Below are 26176 nucleotides of genomic sequence, written 5' to 3' on the forward strand. Positions count from 1 at the left end.
ACGGCCGGGGTAAAACCGTAACTTTAAGGATGCTGCCAAGGGCATGTTTTCTGCTGTGTATGCTGCTTCCGGTCTGTGCCGGAACGATCGCCCAGACCGAGGACGAATCCAGGTTTACGCGGTATACAAGGGTGGATGGACTGTCCGGGAATACCATCACGAGCATTGTTCAGGACTCCATAGGATATATTTGGATAGGAACCGACAGGGGACTCGACCGGTTCGACGGGCGTTTTTTTCAGTGCTATTATCCGTTTGCACAGGAGTTCCCCTTGCCGGACAATTGGATCTCGGGCATTTCTTTACGCGGCCGGGAGATCATCGGTTCCACACCCTCCGGCGTTTTTGTTTTCGATTTCGTCACCCACCGGGGGCGACAGTTGATTGTACCCTGCGACAGTTCCATCTTTTACTGGACAAACAATGCATGGGATGCCTTGGTGGACGGGACGGGGCATTATGTCGTATCCACGTTTACGGGGCTTTACGTTTTCGATACGTCCGGGAAGCTTTTCCGCCGGTATGACTTTTACCGCCCTTCGGATGTGGGACGAACGGAAATCTGGGTCGGGGGGCCGCTTTACCCCCTTGCGAATGGAACCATCCTGCAGTACAGCGACTCCGGGTATTGTGCCTATGACCCTTCGACGGCGCAGATCGATGATGCCTACGAGCTGAACCACTACGCCTTCAGAAAAGCGGTGACCGATGGGAAGGGTGCGCCCCGGGTGTGCCTTGCCGGTAAAAGCGGCCAGTTGTTCGTGATAAACGGGGACAAAAATACCCTGGACTTGTACGACCCCAGGAACGGAAGCGTGCAGTCCATCCCCCTCCCCATACCCGGTTCACCGGGGCTGGGGGAAGCGTTTTTTCTGAATGACAGCCTGCTCGCCATCATGGGTCGGGTGACCGGTTTTTACCTCCTCCGTTACGACGCGTCCGTCCACAGGTTGTCCCTGGCTTCCCCCAGGCTTTTTGAAGACAAACAGTGCACCCGTGTCTTTCAGGACAGGGATGGGCGGCTTTGGGTGGGTACCAAAAACGGTCTCTACAAGGAAAACCTTTCCAGCCCGCTTTTCCGGGTGGACGATCTTTCCCTCCAGGAACCTGCCCTGAAGGACTTCCCCATCCGCACCGTTTCCGGTGACCGGACCCGGCTTTTCGTCGGGCTTCGAAATAAGGGCGGGGTCTTGGTGCTCGATAAGGCTTCCCGAAAGATCCTGCGTCATATTTATCCGGGCCCCAGGGAGGATTCCTGCAACAACATATCTTTCTTTTACCCCTATAGCCGGGACACGCTTTGGGTGGGTTCCCAGGTCGGTCTTTTCTGGCTGAACCTGCGCGACTACCGGTGCGGACGGGTCCCGCTTCCCCCCGGCCTGGCCTGGACACACCACGAGAATTGCCTGGCCATACTGGAAGACAGCCGGGGGATCATCTGGATCACTTTTCGCAAATTCAACAGCCTGATCCATTTCGACCGGTCCACCAGGGAGTGGGGGGAGGTCCCCCTCCGGGAAAACCCACTTTTGCGGATCACCTTTTGCATCAGCATGGCAGAGGACCTGCAGGGCAATATCTGGCTGGCCGGGGACGGACTTTGCCGGTGGAACAGGACCAAGGGTAGGGTGGATACCCTTATTCCCTATCCACCGGGCATGCGGCTCAAGAACTTCATGATGATCTTCGATAGAGACCGGGACAACCACCTCTGGTTGTTGTCTCCCAGTAACGGGATCGTCCGGTTTAATTGCACGGACGGGCGGATGGTGCTGCAAAAAACCGACGAAGACCTGGGTGGCGGAGGTAGTTCACCGGTCATCCGGGGGCGTATCTGGATGGGCGGGTATAGCGGGATTGCCGCCTTCGATACCCGGGACAATTCGATCCGTACGTTCACCTACGCAGACGGGTTGCCCATGGTCCCCATCACCACCATCCGGAAGGGGTCCTGGTACGACAGCAGGGAGGACCGGTTTTACTTAGGATCCCTGCACCAGCTGATCAGCTTTATACCCGACATCCCTCCCACCAGGCAACCACCCCCTGTTTTCCTGATCGACCAGATCACCACGTCCAGGGGGAACTATCCCGCGGACGCAGGCCGCATCGCGCTGCCGTTCGCGGGCAATTTCGCCCAACTGAGTTTTAACGCGGTTCATTTCAGCACCCCGGAGGAAGAAAGTTTTTCCTACAGGGTCCTCCCTGCAACGGACACCTCCTGGCACCTGCTTTCCTCCGTTCGGAGTGTGCACTTCAGCAACCTCTCCCCCGGGGAATACCGCATCCAGGTCAAACTCTCCGCGGTGGACAACCGTTGGCCGGAACAAGTCAAGGAGGTCCGCCTCGTCGTCTTTCCCCCGTTTTGGGCACGGTGGTGGTTCGTCACCCTCGGGATCCTTGCCCTGGCAGGCGGCGTATACGTCTTTTACCGGGGCAGGCTCCGGCGCATCCGGGAAAAACTGGTCCTGGACAAGAAGATCGCGGAATACGAAATGAAAGCGCTGCACGCGCAGATGAACCCCCACTTTATCTTCAATGCGCTCAACAGCATCCGGGAAATGATCCTCCAGGACGACAACCACAACGCATCCCGTTACCTGACCCGGTTTGCCCGGCTGATCCGGCTCACCCTGGAACATTCCCGGCAAACCTTCATCACCATGCGTCAAAACAACGAATACCTGGAGGGTTATCTCGAAATGGAGCGGCTCCGGTTCGCCGATTTTTCCTATAACATCGAAGTGTCCGGCCGGATCAACGAAGACGAGTTGCGGGTGGCACCCATGCTGATCCAGCCCCTCGTCGAAAATGCCATCTGGCATGGGCTGAAGCCAAAGGATGGATCGGGACAGCTCAGCATCCGGTTTTACCTCGACAACGACCAACTGGTCTGCGAGATCGAGGACAACGGCATCGGCATCCGGGAATCCCTGAGGAACAAGGAGCATGGCCAGGTACCCCACCGGTCCATGGGCATCGCCAACATCCGGCAGCGGATCGCCGTGCTCAACGAGAAATACAAGATGAACTGCCAACTCCACATCCAGGACAGAAACGACGTCGACGGCCGGAACGGAACCCTCGTAACCCTGGTGTTGCCCGCCGATGAAGAAACCCCCATTCTCCATGAACACGATTAAGTCCATACTGGTCGACGACGAGCCCAGGGGGCTCAGCGCCCTGAAGGTGCTCCTAAAGCTGCATTGCCCCCAGGTGATGGTGGCCGCCGAATGCCGCGACGCCCAACACGCCTTGGAACAAATCGAAACGCTCCAACCCGACCTCGTTTTCCTCGATATTTCCATGCCTGGCAAAAGCGGCCTCGACCTCCTGAACGAGCTCCGCCCCGTCCGCTTCGAGATCATTTTCACGACCGCCCATGACGAATTCATGATCCAGGCATTCAAATACAGCGCGATCGACTACCTGCTGAAACCCGTCGACGAGGATCAGCTCGTAGAGGCGGTCAAAAGGGCGGAAGAGCGCATCGACACAAAAGCCTCCTCCCGCAGGATCGATACCTTCCTGTATAACATCCAAAAGGCCCAGGCCCCCGGGGAAATGAAACTCTGCATCCCCGATATGAAAGGGTTCCGGGTCATCCTCTTAGCCGACGTCGTCTATTGCGAAAGCGACAGCAGTTACACCGTGTTCCACCTCACCGGCGGGCAGACCCTCACCACCTCCAAGTCCATCATCGACTACGAGCTGCTCCTGGACCACAGCAATTTTTGCCGCGTCCACAAGTCTTTCCTCGTAAACCTTCAGCACGTCCGCGAATACATCCGCGGGGAAGGGGGAAGTGTCGTGTTGTCCAACGGGAAGACCGTGGAGGTGTCCAGGCGGAAGAAGGAGGCGTTTATAGGGAGGATGAAGGAGTTGTTTAAGTATTAGGGGCTACGCCTCCTCGTCATAAAACAACTTATAATACTTCTTCCCCGTCATCTCATCATACCCTTTCTCAATAAGGTCCCGCCGCCCGTGGATATAGACGTGAAAGTTCTTGTCGAGCTTCAGCACACTTTTGAAGACCTTTTGCTGCCGCTGCACAGCGGCCCCGTGGATGTCGAAGCCATCGCCGAATTCGTATTGGCGGGCGTTCTCGTAGTGTTTTTTGTATTCCATAAAGGAGTCGCGGACTTCGGGGTGGAAGAGGACTTCTTCGACGAACTCGGTTTCGGTGAACTGTTCTTTGTTTTTGAAATAGTCCATGGACCGGTTCATGAGGTCGATCTGGTCGGACTTGGCGACCTCGAATTTTTCGGGGTATTCGTTTTTTATAAAATCCTTACAAAGGTCGAGGTATTGGTGGGTGTTGTGGTAGCTGTCGGCGTAGGGTTGGACCTGGAGGAAGTCGCGGACCCAGTATTGGGTGTCCTGTTTGGCGCCGGTGTCTACGAGGCAGACCTTGTAGCCTTCATCGGGGTTGGTATCGAAGATGAGACAGCCTTTGTCGAGTTTGCGGATGTCGATGCCTTCTTCGTGGATGACCTCCCAGCTTTTGCCGTGGGGGAATACTTTTAAAAAAGTTTCTTTGGTTTCGGATTTGAAGATGCCGATGGCGGGGACCTCGGTGCCTTCAAAGGGGACGTGGTCGAAGCGGGCGACATAGAGCTCGCCTTCCTTGACTTTGACGTGGGTGGATTTGCCGTAGAGGAACTGGGCGATGAGCTGGGACTTGGACAAAAGGGCGGCGGGGTCCTTAAATATGGCGCCGGTGTATTGGTAGACCTCGTTGAGCTGGACGTCGCTGAGGTGGGTGAATCGGTAGCATTCCTGGTCGTTAAACGGAGAGAGGAAGTATTTGATCAACAGCCCCTTGACGATGGGGTCGTTGAGGGTGAGGGCGTGGGGAGAGAGTTGGAGGGATTCGCCGCGGGTGGGGTTGCCGATGCGGTGCACGACGACTTCCTTCAATAAAACGTTATCAAGACCGGTCATGGCGCGAAAATAAGGGAATTGCGCGAGGCGGGGGCGCGGCGCCGCCGTTCGCGCGCCAGCCTCGCGGCACGCCGCCGCGCCCCCGCGTCGGGGAACGCTATCACGCCCCCGCCTCACGGCGGTTGTTTGATTTTTGCAATCATTGGTTTGAATGGGGCAACCTCCCCGGACGGGGCCGTGTTACCTTTGCTGGCATGAAAGCAACCTATACGATCGGCGGGGACCTGACGATCCACCGCATGGGATATGGCGCGATGCGCATCACCGGCAAGGGCATCTGGGGTCCTCCCAGGGATAAGGCCGAAGCCCTGCGAGTACTACAGCGGGCCGTGGAACTGGGGGTCGATTTTATCGACACTGCCGACAGCTATGGACCGCATGTCTCGGAAGAACTGATTGCCGAAGCCCTTCATCCTTATAAAAAAGGCCTGGTGATCGCCACCAAGGGTGGGCTGACCCGCCCGGGTCCGGACGTCTGGCACCAGGACGCGCGGCCGGAACATTTAAAAGAAGCGCTACAGGGAAGCCTAAAAAGGTTAAAACTGGACAAGATCGACCTGTACCAACTGCACCGGATCGATGCCAAGGTGCCTTTTGAAAAGACCATGGCCTTCCTCCAGGATGCCCAGGAAAAAGGGCTTATCCGGCACATCGGACTGTCGGAGGTGAGCGTGGAAGAAATTCAAAAAGCACAGAAATATATAAAGGTCGTGTCCGTACAGAACAAGTACAGCGTCGACTACCGTCGTTGGGAATCGGTGCTGGAGTTTACACGCGATAACGATATTGCGTTCATCCCATGGTATCCGCTGAATGCGGGCAACATTGAAGCCATGCACACCCTTGAAGCGATCGGTCGCGAGGCGGGGGGGACGGCGCACCAGGTGGCGCTGGCGTGGCTGTTGCATCATTCGCCGAATATCCTTTTGATTCCGGGGACGTCGAGCGTGTCCCACTTAGAAGAGAACATGGGGGCCGCGGCCTTAAAACTTAGCGAAACGCAAATGGCCCGGCTGGAAGCGCTGGGCGTGACAAGCGTGGGCTAATGGCCGCAAAAGGCCCCGACCGCAAAGCAAGATAACTTGATGCTCAGCCTCTTAGAAATGTGGTAAAAAAAATGGATGAATGGTAGACAGACTTGTCTGAATACTTCCTACCTTTGACTCATGCAAGCGGATAGTTCGGTTCGGGAGCTGATCATATCGACCGCAACGAGACTTTTCCTGAGCCAGGGATATAACCAGACGGGGATCAACCAGATCATCGAGGAAGCAGGGGTCGCGAAGGCGAGCCTGTATTATCATTTTCCTTCCAAAGAGGACCTGGGTGTGGCGTATTTGATCAAAAGAGGGGAGAAGTGGTTTGGCGGACTGGAGGAATTTTTGAAAGAGGCGAAGGATCCACGGGAGCGGCTGATCGGGGTGTTTGAATACAGGGCGGTTTACCTTGAACAAAACGATTTTACCGGTTGCAGTTATACCCGGATACTTTCCGAGCTGCCCCAGCGGGGCACGAAGCTCAACAACCAGGCAGTGGCAAACAAAGAAAGGCAGCGTAAGTATTTTATGGACTTGGTGGGGCAGCTCGATTGTATACCGGAGGAAAAAAAGCAAGACGTGGCCAACACGGTTTTCTTGCTCTTCGACGGAGGAACCCTGCAGTGCCAGGTGTACCGGGAAACAAGACCTATGGAGCACGCGCGAAAGGCAGTGATAGAACTGCTGCGGTGCGCTGGAAAATAAAATAACTCACTTCACAACGACGCGATTGTTTGCGCACACGCGCCGGGAACCGGGCACATGCCCCGGGCGCCCCGGGTATGCACTCTTTTTTCAACGGTAACTCTTTTCTATGTGGATCGTAAGATTAGCACTTAGGAGGCCCTATTCTGTAGCGGTCATGGCCCTCCTTATCTTGATCATGGGCATTTTGTCCATCAAATCCATGAACGTGGACATCTTCCCGGTGATCGACATCCCGGTGGTGTCGGAGGTATGGAACTACCCGGGGCTTTCGGCGGCGGATATGGAAAAACGCGTGGTGTTGCTGAGCGAGCGGGGGATTTCCACGACAGTGAACGGGGTGGAGCGTATCGAGTCGGTGTCGCAACCGGGGATCGGGATGCTGAAGGTGTATTTCCAAAAGGGGGCGGACATCGGTGCGGCGATCGCGCAGATGTCGGCGACGGCGCAGTTGACGCTGCGGTTGATGCCGCCGGGGATGACGGCGCCGACGATCTTACAATTTAATGCATCGAACCTGCCGGTGGCGCAGGTGACGATGAAGAGCAAGACGCTGCCGGAGGACAAAATATTTGACTATGGTCTGAACTTTATCCGGGTGCGGTTGTTTACCGTGCCGGGGTTGTCGACGCCGGCGCCTTTCGGTGGAAAGACGCGGGAAATCGTCGTGGACGTGGATCCGAAGGCGACGGAAGCCAAAGGGTTGTCGACGATGGATGTGGTGAACAGCCTCCAGACATCGAACGTGATCGTGCCGGCGGGTACGGCGCGGATGGGGTCGAGGGAGTACAACGTAACGATGAACTCCAGCCCGGACCTGGTGAGCCAGTTTAACGACATGCCGGTGAAGGCGGTGAATGGACAAGTGGTGCGGATGGGCGAAGTGGCGAAAGTCTATGACGGTTATGCGGACCAGGAGAACGTGGTCCGGGTGGACCGGAAAAGGGCGGCATACCTGACGATCCTGAAAAAGGCGGACGCGTCCACGCTGATGGTGGTGGAGGCGGCCAAAAGCATGATCCCGCAAATACAGGAGACGGCGCCGAAGGGGTTGGAGCTAAACGTGGACTTCGACCAGTCGGTGTTTGTCCGCGAGGCGATTTCCAGCGTGTTGCACGAGGCGGTGACCGCGGCGATCCTGGTGTCGCTGATGATCCTTTTCTTCCTGGGCAACTGGCGAAGCGTGATCGTGGTGTGTACGTCGATCCCGCTTTCCATCCTGGTGGCGGTCATCTTTCTGAAATTGTCGGGGAATACATTAAACATCATGACGCTGGGTGGTCTGTCGCTGGCGGTGGGGATGCTGGTGGACGACGCGACGGTGGAGGTGGAGAATATCGAGCGCAACCGGAACCTGGGAAGACCGCTGACCATTGCCATCCTGGTGGGTGCGCAGGAAATCGCGGTGCCGGCGTTGATGGCCACGCTGGCGATCTGTATCGTGTTTTTCCCCGTCGTCTTACTGACGGGTCCTTCTCAATACCTGTTTATCCCGATGTCGCTGTCGGTGGTGGTGTCGATGATGGCGTCTTACATCCTTTCACGGACGCTGGTGCCGGTGTTGTCGCGGATGCTTATGGCTGGGTTGCACCCGCATGGGACGCCGCTGCCGGAAAGCGCGGGGGCGTTCAAACGCTGGTCCCACGGGTTTAACGCGGCCCGGGACCGGGGCTTTGACCGGTTTAGGGACGCGTATGGACGCATCCTGCACCTTTTCCTGAAAAACAGGACGCTGGTACTCAGCATGGCCTTTGTGATCCTGTGCGTCTCGTTGTTCCTGTTGAAAACGGTGGGGACGGACTTCTTCCCGTCCACCGATGCGGGGATGATGAAGCTGCACTTCCGGGCGCCGGTGGGCAGCCGTATCGAGGAGACGGAACGGATCGTGGACTCAGCGGAAGCGAGGATTCAAAAGATTATTGCACCGGGGGACCTGAAAACGATCAACGATATGCTCGGGGTGCCCACCTTTTACAACCTGGCTTTTGTGCAGACAGACAACGCGTCGAGCATGGACGGGGAAATCCTGGTGGCGCTCCAGCCGGATCATAAGATACGGACGGATGTGTATCAGGCCCTGATCCGCAAGGACCTGGCGGACCATTTCCCGGGTTGCACGGCTTACTTCCAGTCGGCGGACATCGTCACCCAGGTGTTGAACTTCGGGTTGTCGGCCCCCATCGATATACAGATCCAAAACAGCAATTACGACCAGTCTTATGCCTTTGCGCGCCGGCTCCAGGATTCGCTCCGGACGGTTCCGGGGATGCAGGACGTGACGATCAAACAGGTGCTGGACTATCCCACCTTTAAGATCAACGTGGACCGCGTCCGGGCGGGAGAGCTGGGGTTGACGCAACGGGACGTGGCAAACAACCTGCTCGTGGCGCTTTCTTCCAGTACGTTGGTGGATCCCTCGTATTATATCAACCCGACGAATAATGTGAACTATGTGGTGGCGGTCAAGGTGCCGTATCAACAACTCACCAACGTCAACAGCCTGTTGAACACCCCCTTGACAAACGGGGCGGGACCCCTGGTCCAAAACGTAGGTGCCACGCCCACGGACCTGCCCATGGCCCAGGCGCAGACGCTTCGGAACCTGGCTACCGTGAATATGGAAACCGAATACAACCAGATCAGCCACTATACGGTGCAGCGCGTGATGGACATCACCGCCAACGTAGATGGAAGCGACCTGGGGACGGTATCCGACGCGATCGACCGCAAGATCGCGGGCCTGGGGACCCTGCCGACGGGGATGCACATCTTCGTCCGGGGACAACCGGACGTGATGCACCATTCCTTCCAGACCCTGAGCCTGGGGTTGATCCTGTCGATCATCCTGGTATACCTCCTGATGGTGGTTCTTTTCCAGTCCTGGCTGGATCCCTTTATCATCCTTTTTGCGGTGCCCGGCGCCCTGATCGGGATCCTGTGGATGCTGACCATCACGGGTACGACCATCAACGTGGTATCGCTGATGGGGGCGATCGTCGCGGTGGGGATCGCGGTGTCGAACTCCATCCTGATGGTCAGCTTTGCCAACGAAGTGCGCGTCAAGAAAGGGTTAAACGCCCTGGATGCCGCTCTGGAGGCCGGACGGACCCGGCTCCGCCCGGTGCTGATGACCGCCATCGCCATGATCCTGGGGATGATCCCCATGTCGCTGGGAACCGGGGCGGGCGGTGAACAAAACGCCCCGCTGGGGCGGGCGGTGATCGGGGGCCTGTTGGTGGCCACGGTGGTCACGCTCTTTATCGTACCGGTGATCTACGCGGTACTGCGGAAAGCACCCCCGAACCGGCACAGCATGGACACCGACTTCCAATCGGAAATCGCGGATATGGATATATATACACAAACACAAAACGAGCATATATGAGTCAAACCTCCACTAAAACAGCGCTCCGTATCTGGATCGGCGGAGGCCTCCTGGTCGCGGTAACGGCCGTCAGCATCCTGTTGATCCTGGCCAGGCAAAACAAAACATTGGCCGATGACACGGCCCGGCGGGTGGCCGAGGTGAAGGCAGGCCCGGCGGTGAAGACCCTCCGGGTAGGAGACGCCACGGCGCCGCAGGAGCTCTCCCTCATAGGGGAAGCACGACCTTACCAAAGCGTCACCTTGTACGCCAAGACCAGCGGTTACATGGACAAGATCTTCGTGGACAAGGGGGACAAAGTCCGCCAGGGGCAGTTGATGGCGACCATCGTCTCACCGGAAACCGACCAGGCTTACCTGGCAGCGGTGGCGGACCTGGACAACAAGAGGAAGATCCTCGCCCGGGACTCAGCATTGCTGAAAAAAGAATACATCGCCCCCCAGGACAAGGAGCAGATGGAAACCGAGGTCCGCGTCGCGGAGGCCCAGGTAGAATCCCTCAAGCAACAACAGGGGTATAAGGACATCACGGCGCCCTTTTCCGGTACGGTCACGGCGCGCTTCGCGGACCCGGGTACCCTGGTGCAGAACGCTACGAACGCACAAACCAGCGCACAGCCCGTGGTGACGGTGTCGGAAGTAGACAGGATACGGGTGTATGTATACGTGGAACAGGCCGTTGCTACCTATTTGAAAGAAGGCTCGCCGGTGGAGATTACCCTCACGGAACGCCCGGATGTACACATCAAGGCCGCGGTCACCCGGCTGGCGGGCGAGCTGGATCCCAAGACACGTATGGAGCTCGTCGAAGTGGACCTGCCGAACATGGACGACGCGATCATCCCCGGAAGCTATGTAAACGTGGGCTTCAAGATGCCCGTCACGGGCAGCGGGCGTCTCCAGGTACCCACCGAAGCGCTGGTGATCAAAGACAGGAAGACCGTCATCCCGGTCATCCAGCCGGACAGCACGATCGTTTACCAGCCCGTGAAGGTGGGGGATAACGATGGTGTAAAAGCCACGATACTGCTTGGCATAAAGAACGGGGACCTGATCGGGTTGAACGTCGGCCCCGGTTATAACAATGGACAAAAAGTAAGGTTACAATGATCAAAAGGATAGTTTTATGGGGAGGGCTTGTTCTAGCGGGTGCCCGCGCGGGTGCACAGGTGACGGCCCTTTCCTTACAGGATTGTATCGACATCGGTGTCACGCGCTCGACCCCGGTCCTCCTAGGAAACAACGCGGTGGCGTTGTCGGCCGCCCAGGTACTGGAGGCCTACGGACAACTTTTTCTCCCGGACCTGACTGCCGGGGCGGGGTATAACTATAGCGTGGGGAATAATTTCTATGGTACCGTGGGCCCGGAGCTCGTCCGTGCCAACCGGAGTGCGTTCAATTATCAACTCACCAGCAGCATCAATATCTTCAGCGGGTATTCAAACCTGTCCGCCTGGAAGGCGGCAAAGCTCAACAAACAAAGCGCGGAGCTGTCCCTGGAATGGGCAAAGGAGCAGATTGCCCAGGACATCACCCAGAGCTATCTTCAGGTGATCCTCGACCGTAAGTTTGTCGACCTTGACAGCGACAACCTGCGCATCTCGGAGAAAAGGGAAGACCAGCTCACGGCCCTGACCACTGTTGGACAGCGGGCAAAGACCGACCTCTACCAACAACAGGCCCAGACCAGCCGCGACCAGCTGACCCTCATCAACGCGCGCAACCAGTTGCGCACGGACAAGATCCTCCTGTTGAAAAAGCTGCGGCTGGATTCGCTGGACCGCTATGCGTTCCCGGATCTGACGGTGGACGACGCCCCCCGGACGGAGGTTTACGGGAACGAAGAAGCGCTGGTACAAAAGGCACTTTCGGACCGGGTAGACCAGGAATCTCTCCGTATAAATACGGAGGCGGCCGACTGGGAGATCAAACGCTATAAGGGAGGGTACCTGCCAAAGGTAAGCTTTGGGGCGGGGGTGTACGACGCAGGGGCTTATTTCAACAGCCTTTACATCAACCATACCGCCGCTTCGACCGCCGGTCAGGAGCCGGTCTACAACCAGTTGTACAAACAGATCAACGGTGTGTTTGGCGTCAGCGCTACCTGGAATATTTTTGATAAATATTATACCAAATCCAACGTGGAAGCGGCCCGTATCCAGTCGAGCAATGCACGGATCGACCTGGAGGATAACCGGGTGGCCATCGTGTCCGAAGTACGGCAGGCGTATGGGGATTATACGGCGGCCCTCCAGCAGGTGAGCACCGCCCAAAAGGGGCTGGTGGCCGCACAGGAGGCCTTTGACAACCTGACGGGGCGTTACCAGCAGGGGGTGTCGGATTTTATCGACCTTTCCAATGCCCAACTGGTCCTTTTACAGGCCAAACAAACGGCTGTCCAGGCTTCTTTGTCCATTATGCTCCAGAAAAGGGTCATTGACTTTTATACTGGACACGAATTAAAGTAGGCAATAACTAACGGCTAACTTGTATAAGCCCCCATAAAGGCTATATTGCGGAGCTTGTAGCCGTTATGAAGGGACGACATTACCTCATTGCCTGTTCGACACTCTTGCTGACCACCTGGATAACACGCGTTCACGCGGTACCGGGGAAGGACTTTCCTATGGCTGCCGGTGGGGTCATGGACCTGAGGGGATGGGACCTTTCGGAACAGCCGGTCAGGTTGAACGGGGATTGGGCGCTGTTCTGGCATCAACTGACCTTCCCCCCGGATACACCAAAAGGATCGCCTGCCTTTGTCACCTTTCCCCGTTTATGGAATGACCTGGGTCTCCCCAACAAGGGCTACGCGACCTATACCCTTACCGTCCTGCTGCCCAAGCCATCCTATCACCTGGCCATGCAGGTCCCCGATTGTTATTCGTGTTACCGGTTCTTTGTCAATGGAAGGCTGATCTGCAGCGCGGGGAAACCGGACACGACGGCCGAAAGAGCGGAACCCCACTGGTTCAACAAAACCGTCAATATCCCTGACGGAGCCGACACCCTGCACTTGTTGTTGCAGGTCGCCAACTTCTGGCATTCGCGGGGCGGGCCGTACAAACAAATGCGGCTCGGGGATCGAAGCGCTTTGTTCCTCGAAACAGACCGCAACAAGGCCGTGGATTTCCTGTTGTGCGGCTGCCTGTTTATGGGTGGTCTTTTCTTTTTAGGGTTGTACCTGTTCGGGCGGCACGACAAGGCCATCCTGTTTTTCTCCCTTTTCTGCGTCACATATAGCTACCGGTTGATCGGAACCGATCTTTACCCGCTTCACGCGATTTTCCCGGATCTGAGCTGGTTCCTCACCATCCACCTGGAGTACCTGACCTTGTTCCTGAGCATCACTTTCCTCGTGGAATATGTGCGGCGGTTGTACCCGGAAGACGTCAATCACCGGTACATCAACGTCATGGAGTGGTTTTGCATCGTCTTTGCGGTCATCTCGGTCCTGACACCCCCTTCCATCTTTACGCGGCTGATCAACCCGTTCCTGATCGTGATGTTCGCCTACATCGTCTACACGATCTATGTATACATACAGGCCGCGCGCCACCGCCGCATCGGGTCCTCTTATGCCCTGATGAGCATGGGGGTGCTGATGGTCACCTTCACGGTGCTGAACCTGGAATACCTGGGGTTTGTCGGAAGGACGCAATGGGTGCAGGCGATCGGGTATATTTCTTTCTTTTTCCTACAATCTTTGATCCTGTCTTTCCGGTTTTCGCACGACCTCAAACAGGCCAAGATACAGGCGGAACAGGGGGCCAGGGCGAAGTCCGAGTTCCTGTCGTCCATGTCCCATGAGATCCGGACGCCGCTGAATTCGGTGATCGGTATGACCCACCTGCTGCTGATGAACGAGACCCGGTCCGACCAAAAGGAGCAGCTCGAAGTCCTTCTTTTTTCCGCCAATAATCTGCTCTCCATCGTCAACGACATCCTGGACTATCATAAAATCGAAGCCGGAAAGATCGAATTTGAATCGGTCCCCATCAGGCTGCCCGAGCTGGCGTCGAACATTGTGGCGGGGTTTGCGTCTTTTGCCCGGGAAAAAAACATCGCCTTGCACCTGGACGTGGACCCTGGCATCACGGAAACGGTCACGGGTGATCCCACCCGGTTGTGCCAGGTGATCAACAACCTTGTCCACAACGCGATCAAGTTTACCAACCAGGGCTCGGTCTGGCTCCGGTTAAAAGCAGAGGGGAGGGAAGCCGGCTCGCTGCGGGTGTTGTTTTCGGTGGAGGACACGGGGATCGGGATCTCTCCCGATAAACAGCGGCAGGTATTTGACGAGTTTGCCCAGGCGGATTCCTCCACGTCCCGGAGCTACGGAGGCACGGGGCTGGGGCTGACGATCAGCCAGAAGCTCCTGCGTTTGCGGGGGAGCGAACTTCACCTGAGGAGTGCCGTGGGGAAGGGATCGACGTTTTATTTCTCCTTGCTTTTCCCCATCGTTTCCGAACCTGCGGTTCAGGTGGCGCCCGTTCCCAAAACATTCCCCCACCCGGGCGAAACCCTTGTCCCGCCCGCGGCGGTCCACGCACAGCTGACTGGGAAACCCACGGAGACCACGCCCGCGGCGGAAAGACCCCTGGCCGACGTGTGTATCCTGCTGGTAGAAGACAACCCGTTGAACGTTCTGGTGACGACCAAGGTCCTGAACCGCTGGGGCGCCCAGGTCGAACACGCCGGGAACGGGAAGGAGGCGCTGGAAAAGCTAAACCCCCTGGTACACCGGCTGATCCTCATGGATATGCACATGCCCGTCATGGACGGTTATTCGGCCACGATGCGGATCCGGGAAATGGGGCTGACGCTCCCCATCATCGCGCTGACGGCCAGCGTCGCCAAGGAAGAGCACAAAGCGCTCTATAATTATTATATCGATGAGGTGGTGACCAAACCGTTTCATCCCGATCAACTGTTGCGCGCCATCACGAAGTGCCTCATTTCCGAATGAGCCCGCCGGGGCACGCCCGATTTCCGTATTTTTAGGGCATGCGTGTACAATGGCTTATCGTGTGCGTACTGCTGGCGTCGGCAGTGAAGGCTCAAAAACCGCTCCCCATCATCGGCTATTATGCGGGCCGGAATACGATGGTGGACAGCTTCCCGATCGAAAAACTTTCCCACATCATCTTTTCGTTTGTCCACCTCCGCGGGGATTCCCTGGCGGTCATGAATGCCAACGACACGTTGCGTATCCGGCACCTGGTCGCGCTGAAGGGGCGCAATCCTTCGATGAAGGTCATCCTTAGTCTCGGTGGCTGGGGCGGTTGCCGGACGTGTTCGGATGTGTTTAGTACCCGGCGCGGGCGGAAGGTTTTCGTGCACACGACTAAAAAGATTCTAAAGGACTTCCACGCCGACGGCATCGACCTGGACTGGGAATATCCCGCCCTGGCTAACGTGCCCGGCTATCCCTATAAAGACGCCGACAGGGATCACTTTACGGAAGTGGTGCGCCGGCTTCGAAAAAGCCTCGGCAGTGGATACGAGATCAGCTTCGCCGCCGGCGGTTTTACGGACTATATCCTCCACAGCATCGACTGGAAGCACGTCATGCCTTATGTCGACCGCGTCCACCTGATGACCTACGACCTTGTCAACGGCTATTCCACCGAGACCGGTCACCATACCCCGTTGTATTCCGGCCCTGGTCACCCCGAATCCACGGATCACGCGGTCCGGTTGCTGGACTCTTTGGGGGTGCCCCTGTCAAAGGTGGCCATCGGGCTGGCTTTTTACGGACGCATCTGGGAGCGTGTGGACAGCGCCTCGCCGGCCGCCACGGACGGGTTGTACCGGTCCGGGCACTTCCGTTCGGGGGTGGACTTCCGGAATTTCCCGCGGGTCCTGTCCGCGGACAGTGGCTTCGTCTACCATTGGGACAGCACCGCCCAGGCGCCCTTCGTGTATAACCCCGGGCGCGGCTGGTTTGCGACCTTTGACGATACCGCCTCGGTGCGGCTTAAAACGCGCTATGCGCTCGACCACCACCTGGGCGGCATCATGTTCTGGGAGCTCGCGGGGGATGCTTTTACCGAAGGATTGCTGGACGTTATTTACAAAGAAGATCACTATTGATATGCACTACCTACCCAACGCCACCCGTTACAAACACATGTCCTACCGGCGCTGCGGCCGCAGCGGTCTGCGTTTGCCCGCCTTGTCTCTCGGTCTTTGGCACAACTTCGGACACGTGGACGTCCTGGAGAACTGCCGGCGGATTCTTCATACCGCCTTTGACAACGGGGTGACCCACATCGACCTCGCCAATAACTATGGCCCGCCCCCGGGGTCCGCGGAAGAAAACTTCGGGCGGATCCTGAAAGAGGATTTCCAGGGTTACCGGGACGAACTGATCATCTCCACCAAAGCGGGGTATACCATGTGGGATGGCCCTTATGGGGACTGGGGCTCGCGCAAATACCTGGTCGCCAGCCTCGACCAAAGCCTGACCCGGATGGGGCTGGACTATGTCGATATATTTTATCACCACCGGCCGGACCCCGAGACACCGTTGGAGGAAACGATGGGCGCCCTGGACCATATCGTTCGTCAGGGCAAGGCCCTGTACGTAGGGTTGTCCAATTATAAACCTACGGAAGCCGGCAAGGCGATCGCCCTTCTTCGTTCGATGGGCACCCCCTGTCTGATCCATCAGCCCAAGTATTCGATGATGGAACGCTGGGTAGAAGATGGCCTGCTGGATCTGTTGGGCAAAGAAGGGGTCGGTTGTATCCCTTTTAGCCCGCTGGCCCAGGGATTGTTGACCGACAAATACCTGACGGGGATCCCGTCCGATTCCCGGGTGGCCAAACCCCACGGATTCCTTAAAGAGAGCCAACTGACCGATCAAAAACTGGCCGCCGTCCGTGCCCTCAACACCCTTGCGGTGTCCCGCGGACAGACCCTGGCGCAGATGGCGTTGTCGTGGATCCTCAAAGACACGCGCGTGACGTCGGTGCTGGTGGGCGCCAGCAAACCCGAACAGTTGCTCGATTCCCTGAAGTGCCTGGACAACGTCACTTTTAGCACGGAAGAGCTGGCGACGATCGATGAGATCCTCAATCGAGCGTAACCGCCAACTCAGGATGGCGCTTGTGCGCGTACATCAAGTTTATTTGGTCCGGTGTTACCCTTTCCAGCGAGAGCGGCGGAAGGTGGTGTTCGTCAAAAAAGCCGCAGTCGAGGATGTCGTGCGAGGGCGTCAACGTACCGGAGGTGTTGACACACTCGATAAAAAGTTTGTAGGTATACTCCAGCGCGGGCGGGTGCGCGTGGACCCGTTTGTCGAGCACCGCCAGCAAGCGGGTAGGGGTGACCGTGAGGCCGGTTTCTTCTTTGATTTCCTTGGCCACGACCTCTTTGGGTGTATAGCCCACGTCCGCCCATCCACCCGGGAGCGACCATAGACCGTCGGCCGATTCTTTGACCAGGAGAATTTTTTCTCCTTCGAAGACGACCCCGCGGACGTCGACTTTTGGCGTAACGTATTCCTTTTTATCCCCGTAATGCGCGGCCAACTTCTCTAGTGGATGTCCGGTGGCTTCGTGCATGAGCTGAAGGGCGATCTCCCTGAGCTCCTCGTAGCGTTCGAGGTCGTAGGGGTTGGGCGAATACGTGAGCCCGATCTGGGCGAGGGCTTGGATGCGTTTGGCGTGATCTAGGAGCGATGGCATGCGCAAATATAAGGGACTCCAAAAGACAGGAGGCCGCCTAGAGGAGGCAGCCTCGTACATCAGAGATTAAAAAATAGAAAAAAACCGACTTAAATATCGTTAGGCGGGCCTTCGCGGATGGGGACAATACAACACAATATGGTGTGGCGCGGGGCCATCCAGTCAGTCGTCTGTCCGAAAGTATATAGTAGCGGGAGGAAATGTATACCCAGCCGGGATGGCACAGGGGTAGCATTTTCTCATGTCTAAAAAAAACGTCCGCGATGAAATTACACAAAGCCTTGTTAAAAAACAAAATTATCTAGAGAGAAAAAGCCCGTTAGTTGCGGATAGGCACGGACGTAGACGCAGGTGTGTTAAAGTCAAGCTCTTCCGCGGGTACGTCCCAGTAATCCAGGTATTGATAGTCCATGGTACAGGGAAGGGCCTGGAAAGAGGTGGTGCCAAGGTAGGTCCCGGGGACCACAACCATGGCATTTTTCCGTCCGCCTCCGTTGGCCACGGGTTCGTTGATGCTCCAACGCCTCATGTCATAAAAAGCCACGCCGCGCATAAAAAGACCTACCCGGCGTTCGCTGTGCAATTGGGCGATGGCGGTGTCGAGGGGCATACCGGTGTGGGCGGTGGCGGGGAGTCCTGCCCCTTCGGCGGTCCGAACTGCGTCGAGGTAGGTCAGGCCGCCATCGATGTCCCCGGTGTAGATCTTTGCTTCGGCAAGCATGAGCTCGTTTTCTTCGGGGGTACAGGAAATGGGGACTTCTCCCAGGTTATTGGTCGTGGCAAAACTGCCGCCGTTTTCGATGGTCACGGCATAAAACCGGGTACCGAACTGCATGCCACGGTTGCGGACGTTGACCTGTACGTCGGCGGGGGCGAACTGGGCGAAGTTTTTTGTAAACCGTTGGTCGCCCGTACGGAAATCCTGGATCAGGCGTTCGCTGACAAAAGTAAAGCCCGCGTTGTCCCCGATCAGGTCGTAGGGATGATAGAACCCGCCCGAAAGATCGTTGGTCCCGTCCTGGCGCTGGCCGTATTCGAAGGCATAGTCTCCTGTCTGTAATCCCTGCTGGGCCAGGGTCAGGACGGCGGTCCAGTCGGTGGACGTCATGGCTTTGACCTTGTGGTTGACGAGGTAGTTGCGGGCTTCCATGGAATACACATGACGGGCCCACATCTGGGGATCGATGATGTTGGTGTTGCTGCAGAAGTCGGGGATGACCGCTTCCATCACCGTTTGGTAGTCGGGTGTATTGGAGAGGGTACCGAGGACGGCCAGACAGGAGGTGAAGTTTTTATTGGCTTCGTCAAGGATCGCGGTGTTGGAAACGTAGTTGCCGTTGGTCGTCCCGTCGGTGGCATCGCTGATGACCCCGGCCAGGTACATCGAGCCGATCCTGGAATAGAAATAACCCTTCCACCAATAGGCCCAGGCCCGGAGCGCGCCTTTTTTGGTGGCGGTGTCCCCGCTCATCTTCAGCGCCGTATTGTCGAGGGCCTGGAGCAGGAGGTTGCACTGGCCGATCTCATAATAGGCCAGCTCCCATTCGTACATAAAGACGTTGAGCTCGCCCGCCTGGCGGGTATTGGTGCTTTGCAACTGGACCTTTTGGGTGGGGCCGATCGGGTTTTGTACCACCGTCCCGCTGGGGAGGGTAATGGTATAACATTGTTCCGCCCAGCGCCAGCCCCAGTTGCCCCAGGGGGACCAGATCTCATCCCCGACAATGCTGTGCATGGTCATCATAATGACCCAGATGTTGCCGTCGCTGGTGTTGGATTTTTCGTAAATGCCCAGGCCAAAGTCGAGGATACCGGCTTCGCTGGTCAGCGAACTGGGGGTGGGATTGTTGGGGTTGTTGAGCTGGAGGATCTTTTTCTGACAGCCGGCGGCGGCCAGCGCCCCGAATAGAAGAATATATAAAGAGAATCGTTTCATGATCACTGGTTTTAGAAACCGGCCGTGAGACCGAATTGATAAGACTTCATGTTGGGAATGCCAAAGTCATCCACGCCTAAGTTGAAATTGTTGTTGCTGTCCGAGCCGGTGTTTTCCGGGTCGAGTCCGTGGTACTTGGTAAACGTGAGCAGGTTTCGGCCGCCTACCGTCAGCGCCAGGCTGCGGACAAAACGGGTATGGCCCAGCCAGGAGGGGTCGAGGGTGTACGTCAGCGAGACGTCCCGCAAACGGATAAAAGACCCGTCTTCGATAAACCAGGAGATGGGGCTGGTGCTGTTGTAATAACTGTTATAGTAGGCGACAAAGGCACCCGTCTTACCCGCGATCGTCACGGGCTGGTCGAAGTCTTTGGACAACCGGTCGCGGTACAACCATTGGCGCGTGATGTTGTAGATGCTGTTCCCATGGACCATGTCGAATTGCACGGAGAGCGCAAGCCGTTTCAGGACGGTAAACCGGTTGATGAGCGACGCCGTGTATTTGGGCAGCGCGTGCCCCATCACTTTGAGGTCGGCCGCGTTGGTGACCATTCCCTGGTAAGTGGTGGTGTTGACGACGTTTCCATTCACAAGGGTGTAATTGGCTGCCTGGGAAGGGCTGATGTACGGCGTCTTGCCGTCGGCTTCGAGCTGGCCGATGCTGTGCAGGGGCTCCTGTCCGTAAAAGGTGCCGAGCTGTTGGCCCTGGCGGCTGATAAACTCACCGGTGATGACGTCCTTGCCGTTGGAGACCTTGTCAAGGGTGGTCGCGGCTTTGCCAAAGCGCACCCCAAGGGTCCAGCTGAAGTTGCGCATATTGGCTACGAAGGCGTCCAGGGAAAGGTCGACGCCCTTGGAAGAGAGGTCCACGAGGTTGTCGTCGGTGCCGCCATACCCGGAAGAAGGCGCGACCTGGGCAATCTGGATGACGTCTTTGCTTTTGTGCTGCCAGTAGGACCCCGACAGCGTCAGGCTGCTCAGCCAGGGGCCTTTGGCGGGGGCGAGCGTGAGGTCGGTTCCGATTTCCAGCTCATACGTGCGCTGCACCTTCAGCTCTGGGTTGGACGCGGTGGTGGGCAGGGTCAGCGAGACGCCGCCTCCCAGTGTGGCGGTGTTGAGGGTCACCTGGCGGTCGTATGCCCCGGTGGGGGGTGTACCGGCAGACCCATAGGCCGCCCGCAGCTTCCAGTCGGTGACTTCCGTGCTGTGCATCAGTTCGGATGGACGGAAGTAGACGGTTCCCCGGGGAAAAGTAAAAGGGGTATGGGCATCCCCGAACTCCGATGAATAGTCCGAACGGAAACCCCCGGAGACCCCAAAGAGGTTTGCATAGTCCAGGGTTTCGTTGAGCAGGAGTCCGTAGGACGTCCGGGCCTCCGCATAGTCCCCGGAGGTCTTGTTGGTGGCGAGGTTGATGTTGGCGGGTTGGAAGGGGGGAAGGCTGGTGCCTTCGGCGTAGTAGTACCGTTCGTTGGTCGACCAGTAGTCGTAGGCAAACTGGGTGGTGGACTTGAGCGGGATGTGCAGTTTCAGGTCCTTGTCGAAGTCCACCCTTAGAAACGCGGTCGCCAGGGAGTTGACCTTTGTATACAGGGTGTATTGGTCGGTGACCGAACCTTCCCGGCTGGGTCCCCAGAAAAGATCGGACTGGAGCGTGCCGTCCTGGTTGAGGTAATAGTCGTAGGCGTCGGTGATGTTGAAGTCCACGCCGATCTTGTAGTCCAGCTCCAGAAAACGACGGAACTTATAGTTCAGGCCGACGTCCTGGAGGACGCGGTACGACTTGTTGTAGTGCTGGTGCCACTGGCGTTCGGACAGGGAGTTGAGCTGGTTCTCGTTTTTGGGTTTGAGCACCAGGTTCCCGATTGAGTCCCTCCACGTGAAGTCGATCCAGGGATAGGTATTGATCAGGCCGAAGCGGTTGCCGTTGAGGAGGTCGTCGTATCCGAAGATGCCCTGGGTATTGGTCCGGAACGTCAGCCCTTTGGCGAGCTGTAACCCGAGGTTGAGGGTCATGTTGGTCCGGTTGTATTTGTTGCCGAAGATGCTTTGCTGGTCGAGCCTCGATGCCGTAAAGCTATAGTCGGTCTTGTCGCCCCCGCCCAGGATATTGACAGCGTTTGTATAGGTGCTGGCCTGTTGGTAGGCCTGTTTCAGGTGGTTGTACAACGGCAGGCCGACAAAGGGTTCGCTGTTGGTGACGGAAGGGTTGCTGTTGTAGTCTTCCTCCACGGGATCGGGCCAATACCCCACCGCGTCGTGGGTGAGGCGGTTGCCCGTGGCGTCGAGGACATAGCCTTGCGCGTCGGTGACGTAGTGGTGGAAGCCCGCGTTGAGCGGCCGTTTGCCCGTCAGGACGTTGTCCAGGCTCAGCTTCGAGCTCACGGTCACGGCCATGCGACTGTTCCGGGCGCCGCGTTTGGTAAAGATCTGGATGGCGCCGTTGGCCCCCTCGGATCCGTACAACATCCCGGCCGCCGCGCCCTTGACCACTTCCACGTGGTCCACGATCGCGGGGTCTATGCCGTTGATGTCGCTGACCTTGATCCCATCCACCAGGATGATGGGGCCGGGTCCGTTGTTGATGGTATTGATGCCGCGGAGAATGATGTTGACGCTGGAATTGGGGGAGCCCGTGGTTTGCTGGATCTGCGCCCCGGCAATCTGACCGATCAGGGCGGACCCTATATCGGACGTGGCGCTTTTGGCAAAGTCCTGGGCCGAAACGCTGGCCACGTCTATCGCCACCTTTTTCTTACTGGTGGCGACACCTACGCCTGTGACCACCACATCCGAAAGTGTATGTGTGTCGAGGTTGAGTTGAACGGTGACGCTGGGCCGGCCTCGTACGGGCTCCTCGATAGCGTCATACCCTACCGCGGTGATCACCAGGATGGCCCTTTCCGAAGAAACGGTGAGGGTGAAGACACCCCGTTCGTTGGCGGAAGTGCCGTGACGGGTGCCTTTTTCGCGGATGGTGGCGTTGGGAATGGGCTCCCCGGAGGGATCGGTCACCCGGCCCGTCAGCCGGGTCTGGGCGGTGGCGGAGCCATACAATAGCAGCCCCGCCAACAATGTCAGCATTGGTGTAAGCAAGTTTCTCATGTCCTTTTTTTTAACGTTTGGAAAAAGATTTCCTTACCTCGCCCGGTAACCGGGGAAGCAAACATAGCAAGCGATGTATAGGGGCGCGCCTGGGTACCAAAGGGTCAGAGCCTTTGTCTGTCGTGGCAATAAAGTGGGTGGAAATCTCTGAGTGTGAAAATGAAATTACGCAAACGGTTACAAAAAACAAAATAATCTAGTGGATTACTGGGGAATAAGTGCCTGAAGCTTTGTGTCGTCCAGAATCCTAATATACTTCCCTGACGTATCCAGGATACCCTGGCCCGTCCATTCCGTAAACAGCTTAAAGACCGTTTCGTAGCTGGTACCGGCATAGGAAGCGATGTCCTGGCGGGTAATAGGGATGCTGACGAAGCCTTCGGGTCCTTCCCCAAAGGTGCCCCGGATCGTCAGCAAGGCGTCGGCGATGCGTCCCCTGACCTCTGTAAGGGCCAGGTGACGCATCCGCCTTTCCGCCTCCTGGAGCTCGCCTGCATAGAGCTGCATCATCTGGTACAGAAAGGATGGGTTGGCTTTAAAGGTGGCCTCCAACAGGGATTGGGGGATATGGCACACCTGGGTGGCTTCCAGGGGGGTGGCGGTGACGGGGTGTACACCCGCCGCCTGTCCCCGGTATCCCAGGACGTCCCCGGCCCGGGCAAAGCGGAGGATCAGCTCCTTATCCGCTCCCCATTGTTGATGCACCTTGACCGAACCGCTATAGACGAAAAAGATGCCTTCGACCGGCTCTCCCTCCGAAAAGACCGGTTGCCCTTTTTTGAACGACAGGGTTTGTTTGCGCAAGGCAATGACTTCCTTCCATTCCGGGATACAGTGGGTACATAAAAAACAACTGGAGAGGTCGCAAAACATTGCCTAAGTAATATTTTATGGCAAAATTAATGCTGTTGTGTTATAAAATCAGGGTTTATGCAATATTTTTGCGCCATGATTAATCATCGGCGCGTCCTTTTCCTGAGTCTGCAGGCCCTATTCAATGCTATCCTCATCGGTTTTATTGCTAAAGGCCTGGTTTACTTGATCGAATGCATTACCGGTCTTGCTTTTTATGGCAAATTCACCCCCATGACGGGCCCATCCGGCCATCACCTGGGGGGACTTGTCGTCCTGGTCCCCATCTTAGGCGGTCTTATCGTCGGGGTGATGGCCCGTTTTGGCTCTACGGCCATCCGTGGTCACGGGATCCCCGAAGCCATGGAAAAAATCATCCTGGAAGACAGTAAGATACCCTGGCCGATCACGTTTCTAAAACCCATTTCAGCGGCCATTTCCATCGGTACGGGTGGTCCGTTCGGCGCGGAAGGCCCCATCATCGCCACGGGCGGCGCCTTTGGCTCCGTAACGGGGCAGATCGCCCACATCTCGGCCGAAGAGCGAAAAGTGCTGCTGGCCGCCGGCGCCTGCGCGGGTATGTCCGCCATCTTTGGCAGCCCTTTGGCGGGCGTGCTGCTGGCGATAGAATTGCTTTTGTTTGAATTCTCCGCACGCTCCATCATCCCGGTGGGGCTGGCCTGCGCGACCGGCGCGGCCATGCACCTGTTGCTTTTTGGATCGGAACCCGTCTTTGCCATGGCAGCCATCCCCCTGCCGTCGCCCTCCGCCCTTGCGGCGTATACGGGCGCCGGGGTCGTCATCGGTTTAATCGCCACGGGCATCACCTGGACCGTGTATGCCGTCGAGGACGCCTTCGAACACCTCCCCATCCACTGGATGTGGTGGCCCGCCATTGGGGCCGTCGTGGTGGGCGTCGTCGGTTATTTCGCCCCTTATACGATGGGGGTGGGGTATGACAACATCCGAACCTTGTTGACGGGGAACATCCCCCTGACGCTGATTTTAGGTCTTTGTTTGCTGAAATACCTGTCCTGGGTCATCTCGCTGGGCAGCGGCACCTCCGGGGGGACGCTCGCACCCTTGTTTACGATCGGCGGCGCCCTGGGGCTTTTGTTGGGGCTGGGGATGGTCCGGCTTTTCCCATCCGCGGGGATCAACCTCGAAACCTGCGCCCTGATCGGGATGGCCGCCCTGTTTGCCGGGGCCTCCCGCGCCCTCCTCACCGCCATCGTTTTCTCCCTGGAGACGACGGGCCAGATGCACGGGTTGTTGCCCCTGTTGGGCGCTTGTACGGCGGCATACTTCGTCTCCTTTTTCTTCATGAAGGGGAGCATCATGACGGAAAAGATCCTTCGCCGCGGGGTTGCCGCCCCGGATGCGTACGAACCGGATTTGCTGCAGGGCGTCCTGGTGCGCCAATTGTTTACACCCTCCGCCGCTCCCCAGGCGTTGCCGGTCGGGATCGATGGGCTCATCCCTCCTCCGTCTGTATACGCTACCGATAACGCCGCCACGGCGGCACGCCTGATGGGCTCGGCGGGTACGGATCAACTTCATGTTCTGGAAAGCGAGAAGGATCCCCGTGTCATCGGTGTCCTGACGGCGTCCAGCCTGTTGCACTATTATGCAGCACAAAAAGGGCGGGAGGAAACCTATCATTCTCCTTTGGCGACCCGGAAGTGGCTGGTGCGCGGGCGGAAGATGATACACCACCGGAAATAGGTACCGCACCCTTCCGGCAACTTTTCCGCGGATAGTCCAAGTATTTCCCCGTTTTGTCTCATCAAAGAGCCGGAGTATTGTGTTGCTTTGCAGTCTGACATACTTTGCATCATGATGGCTGCGACAGATCTGACAACTATAGGCTTGTTGGAAAAGACCGTCCTGAAAACCGGACGGGTGACCGGTGTGCGCCCCTGGGAGCCCGGCACCTTCGTGGAGATCGACCTGCACCTGCCTGGCGTCGACATGACCCGGTGGAGCGAAGCCCAACATATCAAGTGCCGGGTAAACCACTTTACCTTCCGGGAATACACCATTGCGGGCTGGGACGCGCCTACGCATACGGGCACGTTGTATATAGACGCCGCCCACGACGGACCGGGCAGCCGCTGGGCGAGGTCTGTCAAACCCGGCGACCGGTTGTATTATACCGGGGTCGGCCGTTCTCCTTTCGCCCCGGCGCCTTTGTCCCGCCTCGTTTGTCTGGGGGACGAAACCGGTGTGGGACACTTTCTCGCCCTCCGGCAACTCCTGCCCCGTACTTCCTCCCTGACGGGCGCCATCCTGATGGGAGAAGCGGCGCACCGGGCTTGTTTCGGCGATTTTCTGAGAATGCCGTTGGAGCCCCTGTGCGATTCCCTGGAGGATTGGGTGACGGACCGCAAAGAACTGTTGGACGAGGGGGTCTTTTATGTAGCGGGGCAAAACGGTCTCGTGCGTGACCTGAAACGCGCATTGCGTGTTCGGGGCGTGGAACCGGAGCGCATCAAGGCGCAAGGCTTTTGGGGCTGACCA

At 57.5% G+C, this 26176-nt stretch carries 17 protein-coding genes; 12 read left to right on the top strand and 5 right to left on the bottom strand.

Annotated features, from left to right (window positions below; translation table 11 throughout):
- Nucleotides 1–59 precede the first annotated feature (59 nt).
- Nucleotides 60–3143: a sensor histidine kinase gene (locus tag EDB95_RS10995; RefSeq protein WP_162852552.1), complete on the top strand. Its 3084-nt coding sequence runs from the start codon at nt 60–62 to the stop codon at nt 3141–3143.
- Nucleotides 3130–3897 carry a LytR/AlgR family response regulator transcription factor gene (locus EDB95_RS11000; RefSeq protein ID WP_162852553.1) on the top strand — a complete coding sequence of 256 codons (768 nt, stop codon included), beginning with the start codon at nt 3130–3132 and terminating at the stop codon, nt 3895–3897. Before EDB95_RS10995 ends, EDB95_RS11000 begins: the two co-directional genes overlap by 14 nt.
- Before the next feature lie 3 nt (nt 3898–3900).
- On the opposite strand, the gene EDB95_RS11005 is transcribed toward EDB95_RS11000, so the two are convergent.
- Nucleotides 3901–4944, bottom strand: coding sequence for a nucleoid-associated protein (locus EDB95_RS11005; RefSeq protein WP_133993539.1), 1044 nt, complete (start codon nt 4942–4944; stop codon nt 3901–3903).
- A gap of 194 nt (nt 4945–5138) precedes the next feature.
- Here EDB95_RS11005 and EDB95_RS11010 point away from each other — a divergent pair, with 194 nt between their 5' ends.
- The 8 genes from EDB95_RS11010 (at nt 5139) to mgrA (ending at nt 17163) form a co-directional block, all read left to right on the top strand.
- Nucleotides 5139–5990, top strand: a complete 852-nt coding sequence (locus tag EDB95_RS11010) for an aldo/keto reductase (protein ID WP_133993541.1) — start codon at nt 5139–5141, stop codon at nt 5988–5990.
- 120 nt (nt 5991–6110) lie between these two features.
- Nucleotides 6111–6686 carry a TetR/AcrR family transcriptional regulator gene (locus EDB95_RS11015; protein ID WP_133993543.1) on the top strand — a complete coding sequence of 192 codons (576 nt, stop codon included), beginning with the start codon at nt 6111–6113 and terminating at the stop codon, nt 6684–6686.
- Between the two features lie 109 nt (nt 6687–6795).
- Entirely contained in the window at nt 6796–10071 is a 3276-nt protein-coding gene (locus EDB95_RS11020; RefSeq protein WP_133993545.1) for an efflux RND transporter permease subunit, read from the top strand.
- Nucleotides 10068–11180, top strand: a complete 1113-nt coding sequence (locus EDB95_RS11025) for an efflux RND transporter periplasmic adaptor subunit (RefSeq protein WP_133993547.1) — start codon at nt 10068–10070, stop codon at nt 11178–11180. The genes EDB95_RS11020 and EDB95_RS11025 overlap by 4 nt, the downstream gene beginning before the upstream one ends.
- On the top strand, nt 11177–12538 hold the full coding sequence (locus EDB95_RS11030; protein WP_133993549.1) for a TolC family protein: 1362 nt from the start codon (nt 11177–11179) through the stop codon (nt 12536–12538). Before EDB95_RS11025 ends, EDB95_RS11030 begins: the two co-directional genes overlap by 4 nt.
- A 65-nt stretch (nt 12539–12603) precedes the next feature.
- Nucleotides 12604–15039 carry an ATP-binding protein gene (locus tag EDB95_RS11035; protein ID WP_133993551.1) on the top strand — a complete coding sequence of 812 codons (2436 nt, stop codon included), beginning with the start codon at nt 12604–12606 and terminating at the stop codon, nt 15037–15039.
- A gap of 38 nt (nt 15040–15077) precedes the next feature.
- A complete protein-coding gene (locus tag EDB95_RS11040) occupies nt 15078–16166 on the top strand; it encodes a glycoside hydrolase family 18 protein (protein WP_211352078.1) in 1089 nt (362 codons plus the stop codon).
- A gap of 1 nt (nt 16167) precedes the next feature.
- Nucleotides 16168–17163: an L-glyceraldehyde 3-phosphate reductase gene (gene mgrA, locus EDB95_RS11045; protein WP_133993553.1), complete on the top strand. Its 996-nt coding sequence runs from the start codon at nt 16168–16170 to the stop codon at nt 17161–17163.
- Here the strand turns inward: mgrA and EDB95_RS11050 are convergent.
- From EDB95_RS11050 to EDB95_RS11065, 4 genes are all read right to left on the bottom strand, one after another.
- Nucleotides 17150–17764 (bottom strand): NUDIX hydrolase, encoded by a 615-nt coding sequence (locus tag EDB95_RS11050; protein ID WP_133993555.1) that lies wholly within the window; start codon nt 17762–17764, stop codon nt 17150–17152. The two genes, mgrA and EDB95_RS11050, sit on opposite strands and share 14 nt — an antisense overlap.
- 319 nt (nt 17765–18083) lie before the next feature.
- Nucleotides 18084–19700 (bottom strand): RagB/SusD family nutrient uptake outer membrane protein, encoded by a 1617-nt coding sequence (locus EDB95_RS11055; RefSeq protein WP_133993557.1) that lies wholly within the window; start codon nt 19698–19700, stop codon nt 18084–18086.
- Nucleotides 19701–19711: 11 nt separating this feature from the next.
- Nucleotides 19712–22804 (bottom strand): SusC/RagA family TonB-linked outer membrane protein, encoded by a 3093-nt coding sequence (locus EDB95_RS11060; RefSeq protein ID WP_133993559.1) that lies wholly within the window; start codon nt 22802–22804, stop codon nt 19712–19714.
- A gap of 204 nt (nt 22805–23008) precedes the next feature.
- The gene (locus EDB95_RS11065) at nt 23009–23677 is read right to left on the bottom strand and encodes a Crp/Fnr family transcriptional regulator (RefSeq protein ID WP_133993561.1); all 669 of its coding nucleotides are present in this window, start codon (nt 23675–23677) and stop codon (nt 23009–23011) included.
- Between the two features lie 75 nt (nt 23678–23752).
- Between EDB95_RS11065 and EDB95_RS11070 the strand changes: the two genes are divergently transcribed.
- Complete coding sequence (locus EDB95_RS11070) at nt 23753–25381, top strand: chloride channel protein (RefSeq protein WP_246073606.1); 1629 nt, start codon at nt 23753–23755, stop codon at nt 25379–25381.
- A gap of 111 nt (nt 25382–25492) precedes the next feature.
- A complete protein-coding gene (locus EDB95_RS11075; protein WP_133993565.1) occupies nt 25493–26173 on the top strand; it encodes a siderophore-interacting protein in 681 nt (226 codons plus the stop codon).
- Nucleotides 26174–26176: the final 3 nt, after the last annotated feature.

This window comes from Dinghuibacter silviterrae (genome assembly GCF_004366355.1).
GTDB lineage: Bacteria > Bacteroidota > Bacteroidia > Chitinophagales > Chitinophagaceae > Dinghuibacter > Dinghuibacter silviterrae.

Coding starts and splice junctions, on each gene's coding strand:
- EDB95_RS10995 (WP_162852552.1), top strand. CDS start 60: ATGCTGCTTCCGGTCTGTGCCGGAACGATCGCCCAGACCGAGGACGAA.
- EDB95_RS11000 (WP_162852553.1), top strand. CDS start 3,130: ATGAACACGATTAAGTCCATACTGGTCGACGACGAGCCCAGGGGGCTC.
- EDB95_RS11005 (WP_133993539.1), bottom strand. CDS start 4,944: ATGACCGGTCTTGATAACGTTTTATTGAAGGAAGTCGTCGTGCACCGC.
- EDB95_RS11010 (WP_133993541.1), top strand. CDS start 5,139: ATGAAAGCAACCTATACGATCGGCGGGGACCTGACGATCCACCGCATG.
- EDB95_RS11015 (WP_133993543.1), top strand. CDS start 6,111: ATGCAAGCGGATAGTTCGGTTCGGGAGCTGATCATATCGACCGCAACG.
- EDB95_RS11020 (WP_133993545.1), top strand. CDS start 6,796: ATGTGGATCGTAAGATTAGCACTTAGGAGGCCCTATTCTGTAGCGGTC.
- EDB95_RS11025 (WP_133993547.1), top strand. CDS start 10,068: ATGAGTCAAACCTCCACTAAAACAGCGCTCCGTATCTGGATCGGCGGA.
- EDB95_RS11030 (WP_133993549.1), top strand. CDS start 11,177: ATGATCAAAAGGATAGTTTTATGGGGAGGGCTTGTTCTAGCGGGTGCC.
- EDB95_RS11035 (WP_133993551.1), top strand. CDS start 12,604: ATGAAGGGACGACATTACCTCATTGCCTGTTCGACACTCTTGCTGACC.
- EDB95_RS11040 (WP_211352078.1), top strand. CDS start 15,078: ATGCGTGTACAATGGCTTATCGTGTGCGTACTGCTGGCGTCGGCAGTG.
- mgrA (WP_133993553.1), top strand. CDS start 16,168: ATGCACTACCTACCCAACGCCACCCGTTACAAACACATGTCCTACCGG.
- EDB95_RS11050 (WP_133993555.1), bottom strand. CDS start 17,764: ATGCCATCGCTCCTAGATCACGCCAAACGCATCCAAGCCCTCGCCCAG.
- EDB95_RS11055 (WP_133993557.1), bottom strand. CDS start 19,700: ATGAAACGATTCTCTTTATATATTCTTCTATTCGGGGCGCTGGCCGCC.
- EDB95_RS11060 (WP_133993559.1), bottom strand. CDS start 22,804: ATGAGAAACTTGCTTACACCAATGCTGACATTGTTGGCGGGGCTGCTA.
- EDB95_RS11065 (WP_133993561.1), bottom strand. CDS start 23,677: ATGTTTTGCGACCTCTCCAGTTGTTTTTTATGTACCCACTGTATCCCG.
- EDB95_RS11070 (WP_246073606.1), top strand. CDS start 23,753: ATGATTAATCATCGGCGCGTCCTTTTCCTGAGTCTGCAGGCCCTATTC.
- EDB95_RS11075 (WP_133993565.1), top strand. CDS start 25,493: ATGATGGCTGCGACAGATCTGACAACTATAGGCTTGTTGGAAAAGACC.